We start from the raw sequence: 11615 nt of genomic DNA, 5'->3' as shown, positions 1-11615 counted from the left end.
CGGACAACAGGTCTCATTGGATGAGACAGCCGGTGAACAATTCAGCAGGCGACGCCGGGCATGGCCCGGCGCTACCTGTGGCGGGCAGGTAGCGCCGGCACATGTCCGGCGGATACCCGTGTCAGAACCCGTGGGTGATCGACGGTGCGGCCGCCGAGAAGTCCGCATACGGATCATGCTCGCCGCTGCCGCCTTCGGACAGGCGGAACTTCAGCGCCAGGCCATCGCGTGAGTCGGCCGCACGCAGTGCTTCTTCCTGATCGATGGTGCCGTTCTTGGCCAGGCGGAACAGGCACTGGTCGAAGCTCTCCATGCCTTCTTCCAGCGAAGCCTCCATCGCCGCCTTGATCTCGTGTACCTGGCCGCGACGCAGCAGGTCGCGGATCATCGGCGTGTTGATCAGTACTTCGGTGGCCGGCAGGCGGCGCCCCTCCTTGTTCTTCACCAGGCGCTGGCTGATCACCGCACGCAGGTTCAGCGCCAGGTTCATCAGCACATTCTTGTGCGCGCTTTCCGGGAAGAAGTTGAGGATGCGCTCGATGGTCTGGTCGGCGTTGTTGGAGTGCAGGGTGGCCAGGCACAGATGGCCGGTTTCGGCGAAGGCGATCGCCGCCTCCATCGTTTCCGCATCCAGGATCTCGCCGATCAGGATCACGTCCGGTGCTTCACGCATCGCGTTCTTCAGCGCGTTGTGGAAGGCATGGGTATCCAGCCCGACCTCGCGCTGGTTGACGATGGACATCTTGTGCTTGTGCAGGTACTCGATCGGGTCCTCGATGGTGAGGATGTGACCGGTGGTGGTGCTGTTGCGGTGATCGATCATCGACGCCAGCGAGGTGGACTTGCCCGAGCCGGTGGACCCCACCACCAGCACCAGCCCGCGCGGGGTCATGATGACGTCCTTCAGCACCTGCGGCAGGTTGAGCTCTTCGATGCTCGGAATCCGGCTGCGGATGGCGCGGATGACCATGCCCACTTCACCGCGCTGCTTGAACACGTTGACGCGGAAACGCCCGGCATCGGCCAGGGCGATGGCCATGTTGAGCTCCAGTTCGCGCTCGAACTGGGGCACCTGGCCCTCGTCCATCAGCGAGTAGGCGATTTTCTTCACCATGCCCGGCGGCAGGCCGGTATTGCCGAGCGGATACAGCTTGCCCTCGATCTTGATGTAAACCGGCGCGCCGGTGGTCAAGAACATGTCCGAAGCGTTCTTTTCGGTCATCAGCTTCAGGAAGTAGCCGATATCCATTGCGAATTTTCCCCAACGAAACTGCCGGTGCCCGTTGCAAGCACGGTACCGGCTTGACGACAATGGCCGCGAACCGACAACCGGTACGGCCTCCCCAATGAAACGACTTAGCTTCGCACGAATGCGCCACAGCCTGTATGTGATGGCGTTTGCATTCGCACTCTCTGCCCCTGCTTGGGCGCAGGACGGCGCGTTGGAACTGGCGCAGGCCCGGCAGGCGGTGGACAAAGCCACCCAGGCCGATGCCGACCAGTACGCCCCGGACCTGATCGGGCTGGCCCGCCAGGGACTGGAGCAGGCCCAGCGTGCAGCGGGCGACCGCCGCGAGCGCAAGAACGCGCCGGCCATGGCCCTGCGTGCCACCGTGGACGCCGATCTGGCCCGTGCCCGCAGCGAGGAAGCCATGGCGACCGCACAGCTGCAGCTGCGCCGCAACGAGGTCAACCAGCTGCAGCGCCAGTTGTCGACCGGGGAGGACCGCCGATGAAGGCGATCTCTGCCCTGACCGTGGCCACGCTGCTTGCCCTGCCGACGCTGGCCCTGGCCGCCGACAACCCGATGGTGGGCCAGCTGAGCCAGCGCCTGTTGTCGATCCAGGCCAATCCGGCCACCGCCGAGCTGGGCGCCTTCGAGCGCATGCAGGCGCAGCAGGCCATCGCTACCCTGGAGAAGGCCAAGCGCCGCGACCAGGAGTTGGCCACCTATCTGGCCGAGCGCCGGGTCGAGATCGCCGAGACCGCCGTGCGGGCTGCACTGGCCGCGCGCGAGGTCGACCGCCTGGAGCGCACCCGCAGCGATCTGCTGATCGAGGCCAGCCGCCGCGATGCCGCCCGCGCCCGCCAGGAAGCCGAGCAGCTGCGCATGCAGGCGCAGATGCAGGCGGAAGAGGCCGAGCGCCTGCGCCTGGCCGCCGAGGCCGAGACCCTGGCCCGCCAGGATGCCGAGAACGCCCTGACCAGCGTGGCCGGCAAGCAGCAGCAGCGCCTCAGCTCGGCCCAGCAGAACGCGGCCAAGCTGGCCCGTGAGGAAGCCGAGCTGGTCTCTGGGCAGAAGCTGCCGGGCTCGAAGTTCGATGGCCGCGGCGAGGTCTTCACCTTTGCCGGAGACGCGTTCGCTGCCGGGGCCTCCAGCCTGTCCGGTGGCGCCCGCAACCAGGCCAAGGCTTTGGCCGAGTACGTCAACATCGGCAAGAAGGGCAGGATCCGCATCGAGGCCTACGACAGCGCCAATGGCGTCGGCCAGAAGCGGGCCGAGGCACTGCGCGATGCGCTGGTCTCGGCCGGTGTCGCCAGCAGCCGGATCCAGGTGGCCGGCAAGAAGGCCGCCTCGACCCGGGCGCGCTCGGCTGAGGTCGTGATCGCACCGTAATTGCTTGATATTGTTTGTTTTTCGTTGTGTTGAGTATTCAGCCTGAACCCCGCCCCGGCGGGGTTCGGTCTTTTTGCCGCAGGGGCTTGAACCCCGTCCGGAGCAAGCGTAGGGTCAATTGTCCGGGACGCAATAACGCGGACCGGACGATGGGAGGGCCGGGCCGATGCAAGCAGGGCGCGAACCGCAGCAGATCGACGTGCGCAGGCCAGTGCCGCACGTCGTTGTGGGCACCCATGTGGGCATCGACCGGCACTCCTCCATGAACAACGCCCCGTGCCTTGCGGCCGGGGCGTTCGTGTATCTGTCGAAGGAGGTCCATCATGTTTGAAGATCAGCCCCAGAGCGAGATCGACGCCCGTCGCGCGCGCGATCCGGAGTTCCGGGCACTCCATGACCAGCACCGCAAGTTGAACAAGAAGTGCATGGATGCGGAGTTGGGTGTACTCCCGATCGATGATGTCACCCTGGGTCGAATGAAGCGCGAGAAGCTGCTGGCCAAGCAACGCCTTCTGCGAATGTACGAAACACCGCTCGCAACGTCGTCCCCCACGCATTGACGCACCCCTGTCGTGCCCGGAATGGCATGACCCGGCCATCGATGGCCCTGCCAGGCACTCCTGACCTGGCAACGCGGCGCCGCTGAACACAGGCGTCGCGCCAAGGCACCACACGCGGTGGTGCCTTGGCCCTGCAGGCACGTCCCCCGATGCGGGCGGTACCGGTCTCCTCGTCGATCCGGGGCCGTCCGCATCCCTTTTTCCACGCGCCGAGCTGGTGGGTGCCGACCGTTGGTCGGCACGCCCCCCGCCGGGCATGGCCCGGCGCTACAGAAACGGCTCCTGACTTTCGTCGCCATCCGTCGGATAATCACCGGTCCGGCCCTACGTGGCGCGAACCGAAAGTCCCCCGAATGCCCATCCATTCTTCCGTCCTCGAACTCATCGGCCAGACCCCGATCGTCAAGGCCCAGCGCCTGGACACCGGCGTCTGCGAGCTCTACCTGAAGCTCGAAAACGCCAACCCGGGCGGATCGATCAAGGATCGCATCGGCCTGTCGATGATCGAGGCGGCGGAAAAGCGCGGCGACCTGAAGCCCGGTGCGACCCTGGTGGAAGGCACCGCCGGCAACACCGGCCTGGGCTTGGCGCTGGTCGCGCAGCAGAAGGGCTACAAGCTCATTCTGGTCGTTCCCGACAAGATGAGTCGCGAAAAGATCTTCAACCTGAAGGCGATGGGTGCCGAAGTGCGCCTGACCCGCTCGGACGTGGCCAAGGGTCACCCGGAGTACTACCAGGACCTAGCCAAGACCATCGCCGAGCAGACCCCGGGCGCGTACTTCATCAACCAGTTCGGCAACCCGGACAACCCGGCCGCGCATGAATTCGGCACCGGTCCGGAGATCCTCGAGCAGATGGATGGCGATCTGGATGCCATCGTGTTCGGCTGTGGCAGCTCCGGCACCATGACCGGCCTGTCGCGCGCGTTCGCCACGCTGTCGCCGAAGACCGAGCTGGTGCTGGCCGACCCGGTCGGCTCGATCCTGGCCGAATACATCAATGACGGCGTGCTCAACGACAAGTCGGGCAGCTGGCTGGTGGAAGGCATCGGCGAGGACTTCCTGCCCTCGATCTCGGATTTCAGCCGGGTCAAGCAGGCCTATGCGATCACCGACGCGGAGAGCTTCCACACCGCGCGCGAGCTGCTGGCCAAGGAGGGCATCCTCGGCGGCTCCTCCACCGGCACGCTGCTGGCAGCGGCACTGAAGTACTGCAAGGCGCAGACCACGCCGAAGAAAGTGCTGGTGCTGGTCTGCGATACCGGCAACAAGTACCTGTCGAAGATGTACAACGACTACTGGATGCTGGACAACGGTTTCCTGGAGCGCCCGCAGCACGGCGACCTGCGCGACCTGATCCTGCGTCCGTATGGCCAGCGCGACACCGTCGTGATCGGCCCGAATGACCTGCTGACCACCGCCTACCAGCGCATGAAGCTGTACGACGTGTCGCAGCTGCCGGTGATGGATGGCGATCAGCTGGTTGGCATCGTCGATGAAAGCGACGTGCTGCTGCATGTCTACGGCGACGAAGCACGCTTCCGCGACCCGGTGGCTACGGCCATGGTCAGCAAGCTGGACCGCCTGGACGTGAAGTCCCCCATCGAGGCGCTGCTGCCGGTGTTCGACCGCGGCCAGGTGGCCATCGTGATGGATGGCAATACCTTCCTGGGCCTGATCACCCGCATCGATCTGCTCAACTACCTGCGTCGGCGCGTTCAGTAACGCGTTTATCGCTGCAGATCACCGCTGAATTCCGGTTTATCCGCGTCAAAGCCTGTTAAGGCCGCGCTGATAGACTCCCGCTCCTTCGACGGCGCCGGTCATCGGCGCCATTCAGGAAACGACATGTCCAACGCTTCTTCCCCGGACCGCGCGCTGGCGCTGGCCACCCTGGCCATCCATGGCGGCCAGTCGCCCGACCCGAGCACCGGCGCGGTGATGCCGCCGATCTACGCCACCTCGACCTATGCGCAGTCCAGCCCGGGCGAGCACCAGGGCTTCGAGTACTCGCGGACCCACAACCCGACCCGCTTCGCCTACGAGCGTTGCGTGGCCTCGCTGGAAGGCGGCACCCGTGGTTTCGCCTTTGCTTCGGGCATGGCCGCCAGTTCGACCGTGATTGAACTGCTGGATGCCGGCAGCCACGTGGTGGCGATGGACGACATCTATGGCGGCAGCTTCCGCCTGTTCGAGCGTGTGCGCCGCCGCACCGCCGGGCTGGATTTCAGCTTTGTCGACCTGACCGACCTGGCCGCGTTTGAAGCGTCGATCACGGCGAAGACGAAGATGGTATGGATCGAGACCCCGACCAACCCGATGCTGAAGATCGTCGACATCGCCGCGGTGGCCGCCATCGCCAAGCGTCTTGGCCTGATCGTGGTGGTCGACAACACCTTCGCCTCGCCGATGCTGCAGCGTCCGCTGGAGCTGGGCGCGGACCTGGTGCTGCACTCGGCCACCAAGTACCTCAATGGCCATTCGGACATGGTCGGTGGCATGGTCGTGGTCGGTGACAACGCCGAACTGGCCGAGCAGATGGCCTTCCTGCAGAACTCGGTGGGTGGCGTGCAGGGCCCGTTCGACAGCTTCCTGGCCCTGCGTGGCCTGAAGACCCTGCCGCTGCGCATGAAGGCGCACTGCGCCAACGCGATGGCGCTGGCACAGTGGCTGGAAAAGCACCCGGCGGTGGAAAAGGTGATCTACCCGGGCCTGGCCTCGCACCCGCAGCATGCGCTGGCGGGCAAGCAGATGGCCGGCTACGGCGGCATCGTCTCGATCGTGCTGAAGGGTGGTTTCGAGGCCGCCAAGCGCTTCTGCGAGAAGACCGAACTGTTCACCCTGGCCGAGTCGCTGGGCGGGGTGGAAAGCCTGGTGAACCATCCGGCAGTGATGACCCATGCGTCGATCCCGGTGGCACGCCGCGAGCAGTTGGGCATCAGCGATGCGCTGGTCAGGCTGAGCGTGGGTGTCGAGGATCTGGGTGACCTGCAGGTGGATCTGGAGCGGGCGTTGGAAGCGCAGGCAGCCTGATGGGAATTCTCTCGGTCTTCGGCAAGCATCGCTCGCTGGCCTTCGAACTGACCCAGCGCGAAGTGCTGGGCCGGTATCGCGGCGCGAGTTTCGGCCTGTTGTGGTCGCTGATCAGTCCGTTCCTGATGCTGCTGGTCTACACCATGGCCTTTGGCTACATCATGAAGGGGCGCTGGCCGGGTTCGACGGGTTCGACGACTGACTTCGCCCTGATCCTTTTCGCGGGCCTGACCGTGCACGGGTTCTTTGCCGAGTGCTTCACGCGCGCCCCTCAGCTGATCGTGGCCAACACCAGCTACGTCAAGCGCGTGGTGTTCCCGCTGGACATCCTCGGTTGGAGCATGACGTTCTCTGCGTTGTTCCATCTGCTGATGAACATCGTGGTCCTTCTGCTGCTGCATCTGGCAGTGAAGGGCAGCATCCCCCCGACGGCAGTTCTGGTGCCGGTGGTACTGCTGCCGCTGGTGATCCTGACGGTGGGTATCAGCTGGATTGTTTCCGCGCTGGGCGTCTACCTGCGCGACATCGGCCAGATCGCCGGTGTGATCGCCACCGCGATGCTGTTCCTTTCCTCGGCCATCGTGCCGCCGGAATCGGTGCCTGCCAGCTATCGCATCGTATTCGAACTCAACCCTCTTACCTTCATCATCAACCAGGTGCGTGAAGTGGTGATCTGGGGACGGTTGCCGGATTGGGAGGGGTTGGGCATCTATGCGCTGATCGCCTGTGCCGTGGCACTGATTGGGCATCGCGTGTTCAACAAGTTGCGAGTGGGGTTTGCCGATGTGCTCTGATCGTGTCGATTCGGAAGTAGTGATCGACGTGCGTGGGGTCGGCAAGAGCTACCACATGTACGAGCGCCCCTCGCATCGCTTGTGGCAGGCGCTGGCCGGCAAGCGCAAGGCGTACTACAAGGACTTCTGGGCGCTGCGTGGCGTCAGCTTCAGCGTGCGTCGCGGGCAGACCGTCGGCATCGTCGGTCGCAACGGCTCTGGCAAGTCCACGCTGCTGCAGATGATCGCGGGCACGCTCAATCCTACCGAGGGTTCAATATCGGTGAACGGGCGCGTCGCGGCGTTGCTGGAGCTGGGCAGCGGCTTCAACCCCGAATTCACCGGCCGCGAGAATGTGTTCCTCAATGCGGCGATCCTCGGTCTTTCCCGTGCACAGATCGAACAGCGCCTGGAGAAGATCCTTGCCTTCGCCGACATCGGTGAGTTCATCGATCAGCCAGTGCGCAGCTATTCCAGCGGCATGTCGGTGCGCCTTGCTTTTGCAGTGATTGCCCACGTGGATGCCGACATCCTGATCATCGATGAGGCGCTGGCGGTCGGCGATGCGTTCTTCTCGCAGAAGTGCATGCGCTTCCTGCGTGAGTTCCAGAAGAACGGCACGCTGCTGTTTGTCAGCCACGATGCTGCTGCCGTGACCAACCTGTGCGAGAACGCGGTCTGGCTGCAGAGCGGGCAGATGCGTCTGGTCGGTACGTCGCAGGAGGTGATCGAAGCGTACATGACCGAGCAGCACGCCGTGGGTCGCCGCGATGCCGGTGATGCCAACGTGGTGGTCGGCGAGAAGCGCGTGCGGCGACCCATCGGCGACGCTCCGGACGTGCGCGCGCAGGCGCGCCAGGATGCCGGCTGGAGCAACCGCATCCAGACCTTCGAGTTCGACCCGGACAACGTCGGCCAGGAATTCGGTGCGCAGGGTGCACGCATCGTCCAGGTGCAGCTGCTGGATGAGCACGGTCAATCGGTCGGCCTGCTGGCCGGCGGCGAGCTGGTGCGGCTGGACATCACCGTGGAGCTGGCGCAGTCGCTGCAGAACCTGATCCTCGGCTTCTACGTCAAGGACCGTCTGGGCCAGCGCCTGTTCGGCGACAACACCTTCCTGGCCTGGCAGCATGCCCCGGTCTCGGGCGAGCCCGGCGAGCAGATCTCGGCGAGCTTCCTGTTCCGCATGCCGGTGATGCCGTCAGGTTCCTACATGGTCGATGCAGCGGTGGCCTCCGGCGACCAGCACGACCACACCCAGCAGCATTGGATCCATGACGCGCTGGAATTCCGCGCGACCGACGAGACGATGCGATACGGGCTGGTCGGCCTGCCCATGCTGGCCATCGAGCTTTCCAAGGAGAAGAAATGATCGAGTTCACTGGCGAGCGCTTTGTTCCCAGCGAGCAGGGCGTGATCCGGCAGGAGCACCTGCATCGGTACGCCTGGTGCCTTCCCATCGTGGCCGGCAAGGATGTGCTGGATCTGGCCAGCGGCGAAGGCTACGGCAGCGCGATGCTGGCCGGCCAGGCGCGCTCGGTGCGCGGCGTCGATATTTCCGCCGATGCCGTAGCGCATGCCGCCGAGAAGTACGCCGACCGCGCCAACCTGCAGTACCTGCAGGGCTCGGCCGCGCAGGTGCCACTGCCCGAGGACTGCGTGGACGTGGTGGTCTCCTTCGAGACCGTAGAGCACCTGCTGGAACAGGAGCAGATGCTGGCCGAGATCCGCCGCGTGCTGCGTCCCGGTGGCGTGCTGGTGATGTCCTCGCCGAACAAGGAGGTCTACTCCGACAAGGCGGGCTACCACAACGAGTACCACGTCAAAGAGTTGTACCTGGACCAGTTCGTCGCGCTGCTCAACACGCAGTTCCCGGCGGTGCGGATCGTCGGTCACCGGATGTCGGTGGGGTCGACCATCACCCCGCTGGAAGGCACGATCGGGGGCGACTACACGGCCATCACCGACGGCGGCCAGGCCATCGAACATCGTGTGGCCGCGCTTCCTGATCCGGTCTACTACATTGCCGTGGCCGCTGCCGATTCGTCCCTGCTGCCGGCAACACCGGCCTCGCTGCTTCTGGCCGAGCAGGAAGACCTGTACAACCATCACCACGAAGTGGCGCGCTGGGCTCAAGCACAGGACGCCGAGATCAATGCGTTGCGCAGTCACGTCGCTTCGCTGCGCGGGGAGCTCGATCAGGCAGCCGGCCAGCGCGAAGCGCTGCGCGGTGAGATCGCGCAGCACCTGGAAAGCGCGGCTGAACTGCGTGAACTGCTTGCCGATGCCATTGTCGGTGACCACGCGCGCAGCCAGCTGCAGGCGCAGGTGGATCGCCTGCGGGCCGACAACGACGCAAGCCAGGCGATGACCGCAGCCCTGTTGCGCTCCAGTTCCTGGCGCATCACCAAACCGCTGCGTTTCCTTTCACGCGTGGTGCGTGGCGACTGGAATGGCGTAGCCAATTCGCTGCGCGCCACCGGCCTGGCCCGCATGCCGCTGCTGGCACCGTTGGTGCGTCCGGTTCGCCGCTTCCTCGTCAAGCGCAGTTTCGCTCCGGTCAAGCAGCTTGAAGGGCTGGGCCTGGAGTACGTCAAGGCCAACATCGACGTCTGCCTGGCAAATACCAGGCTGCCGAAGGTGGATGCACCGCTGGTGTCGGTAATCGTGCCGACGTACGGTAACCTGCCGATCAGCCTGGCCTGCGTGCGTTCGCTGTCGCGCGCCGCGACCCGGGCCTCGTTCGAGGTGATCGTTGCCGAGGATGCCTCCGGTGACGCCGACATCGGTCGGCTGCGCGAGGTCCAGGGCCTGCGTTACCACGAGAACGAAAAGAATCTCGGTTTCCTGCTTTCCTGCAACAACGCCGCGACGCTGGCACGCGGCCGCTATGTCTGTTTCCTCAACAACGATACCGAAGTCACCGATGGCTGGCTCGATGCGTTGCTGGAGGTGTTCAAGAACTACCCCGATGCGGGCATGGCCGGCTCCAAGCTGGTCTACCCTGATGGCCGGCTGCAGGAAGCCGGTGGCATCGTCTGGGATGACGCCACGGCGTGGAACGTGGGCCGGTTGCAGAACCCGGCGGCGTCCGAATTCAATTACGTGCATGAGGCGGACTACATTTCCGGCGCGGCGATCCTGTTGCCGAAGTCCCTGCTGGATGCATTGGGGTGCTTCGATCCGCACTACCTGCCGGCCTACTGCGAAGATACCGACCTGGCGTTCCGTGTGCGCGAGGCGGGCTACAAGGTCTATTACCAGCCTGAGTCGATGGTGGTGCATTACGAGGGCGTTTCCCACGGCACCGACGTGTCCACCGGCATCAAGGCTTACCAGGTGGCCAACCAGAAGAAACTGCGTGAGCGCTGGCAGGACACGTTGGTGCAGCAGCACTTCGCCAATGCCGAACTGCCCTTCCTGGCGCGCGACCGTTCGCAGCTGCGCAAGACGGTCCTGGTGATCGACCACTACGTGCCGCAGCCGGATCGTGACGCCGGCTCACGCACCATGGACCAGTTCATCGGCCTGTTCCAGAAGCACGGCATGAGCGTGAAATTCTGGTCCGACAACCTCTGGCACGATCCGGTCTATACCCCGCGCCTGCAGCAGATGGGCGTGGAAGCGATCTACGGTCCGGAACACGTGGAGAACTTCAGCAGCTGGATCGCGGCTCATGGCGGTTGCATCGACTACGTGCTGCTGAGCCGTCCGCAGGTGTCGGTCAAGTACATCGAAGCGTTGCGCCGACACAGCCGCGCCACGCTTCTTTACTACGGACATGACGTGCACTACCAGCGGATGACCGAGCAGCTGAAGATCGCCCATGACCCGGCAGTGGCCATCCAGCGTGATGCGATGCAGGTGCTGGAGGAATCGCTGTGGAGCAAGGTGGATACCATCTACTACCCCTCCGAGCTGGAGACGGCGCACGTTGCGCGCTGGATGGAAGATCGTGACGGCGTACGCGCGAAGAACTTCACCATTCCGGTATATGCCTTCGACCGCTTCCCGACGATCGATGCCGAAGGCCTGCACCGACGCAGCGGTCTGTTGTTCGTTGCCGGCTTCGCCCACGACCCGAACGTGGATGCCGCGCTGTGGTTCGTCGAACAGGTGCTGCCGCTGATCCGTGCCCACAAGCCGGATATCAAGGTCAGCCTGGTCGGCTCCAATCCCAAGCCGGAAGTGCAGGCCTTGGCCAGTGACATGATCCACGTGCCGGGCTACGTCACCGATGAGGAACTGGAGATGTACTACGCGCACGCCCGCGCAGTCGTTGCGCCGCTGCGGTTTGGTGCGGGGATGAAGGGCAAGGTGGTCGAGGCGATGCGCTTCGGCGTCCCGTTGGTGACCTCGCCGGCAGGCGCGCAGGGTCTGGCGGCTGCATCGGAATTCATCGCCGTGGCCGACGATGCACAGGCCTTCGCCGACCGTGTGCTTCGCCTGCTTGATGATGACGCGCATTGGTTCGAGGTGTCCGCACGCGCGCAGGATTTCGCCCGCGAGACGTTCTCGGAGAAGGCGCTGTGGAACATCGTCAGCCACGATGTCGACCCGACCCCCTATGCCGACGTCGACGCGCGCCGCGAACGCGTGCGCGCCAATACACCGAATGCGAATTGAGGAGCAG

9 protein-coding genes are annotated in these 11615 nt (G+C 64.7%); 8 read left to right on the top strand and 1 reads right to left on the bottom strand.

What is annotated here, in order from left to right; genetic code table 11:
- Positions 1 to 121: 121 nt before the first annotated feature.
- Positions 122 to 1249, bottom strand: a complete 1128-nt coding sequence (locus tag HUT07_RS16930) for a PilT/PilU family type 4a pilus ATPase (RefSeq protein ID WP_176021885.1) — start codon at positions 1247 to 1249, stop codon at positions 122 to 124.
- 121 nt (positions 1250 to 1370) lie between these two features.
- Here HUT07_RS16930 and HUT07_RS16925 point away from each other — a divergent pair, with 121 nt between their 5' ends.
- The 8 genes from HUT07_RS16925 to HUT07_RS16890 all read left to right on the top strand — a co-directional run bounded on the left by HUT07_RS16925 (position 1371) and on the right by HUT07_RS16890 (position 11608).
- Positions 1371 to 1736, top strand: coding sequence for a DUF4398 domain-containing protein (locus HUT07_RS16925; protein ID WP_176021884.1), 366 nt, complete (start codon positions 1371 to 1373; stop codon positions 1734 to 1736).
- Positions 1733 to 2617: a hypothetical protein gene (locus tag HUT07_RS16920; protein ID WP_176021883.1), complete on the top strand. Its 885-nt coding sequence runs from the start codon at positions 1733 to 1735 to the stop codon at positions 2615 to 2617. Before HUT07_RS16925 ends, HUT07_RS16920 begins: the two co-directional genes overlap by 4 nt.
- A gap of 323 nt (positions 2618 to 2940) precedes the next feature.
- Positions 2941 to 3177, top strand: a complete 237-nt coding sequence (locus tag HUT07_RS16915) for a YdcH family protein (RefSeq protein ID WP_025878453.1) — start codon at positions 2941 to 2943, stop codon at positions 3175 to 3177.
- 353 nt (positions 3178 to 3530) lie between these two features.
- Complete coding sequence (locus HUT07_RS16910) at positions 3531 to 4901, top strand: pyridoxal-phosphate dependent enzyme (RefSeq protein WP_176021882.1); 1371 nt, start codon at positions 3531 to 3533, stop codon at positions 4899 to 4901.
- 123 nt (positions 4902 to 5024) lie between these two features.
- Positions 5025 to 6209, top strand: coding sequence for a cystathionine gamma-synthase (locus tag HUT07_RS16905; protein ID WP_176021881.1), 1185 nt, complete (start codon positions 5025 to 5027; stop codon positions 6207 to 6209).
- Positions 6209 to 7003, top strand: coding sequence for an ABC transporter permease (locus HUT07_RS16900; RefSeq protein ID WP_176021880.1), 795 nt, complete (start codon positions 6209 to 6211; stop codon positions 7001 to 7003). The genes HUT07_RS16905 and HUT07_RS16900 overlap by 1 nt, the downstream gene beginning before the upstream one ends.
- Positions 6993 to 8354, top strand: coding sequence for an ABC transporter ATP-binding protein (locus tag HUT07_RS16895; RefSeq protein WP_176021879.1), 1362 nt, complete (start codon positions 6993 to 6995; stop codon positions 8352 to 8354). The genes HUT07_RS16900 and HUT07_RS16895 overlap by 11 nt, the downstream gene beginning before the upstream one ends.
- Complete coding sequence (locus HUT07_RS16890; protein WP_176021878.1) at positions 8351 to 11608, top strand: glycosyltransferase; 3258 nt, start codon at positions 8351 to 8353, stop codon at positions 11606 to 11608. The genes HUT07_RS16895 and HUT07_RS16890 overlap by 4 nt, the downstream gene beginning before the upstream one ends.
- Positions 11609 to 11615: the final 7 nt, after the last annotated feature.

Source organism: Stenotrophomonas sp. NA06056 (assembly GCF_013364355.1).
Lineage (GTDB): Bacteria > Pseudomonadota > Gammaproteobacteria > Xanthomonadales > Xanthomonadaceae > Stenotrophomonas.
Note: the sequence above shows the minus strand (reverse complement) of the source record. Positions and strands in the feature narration are given on the sequence as shown.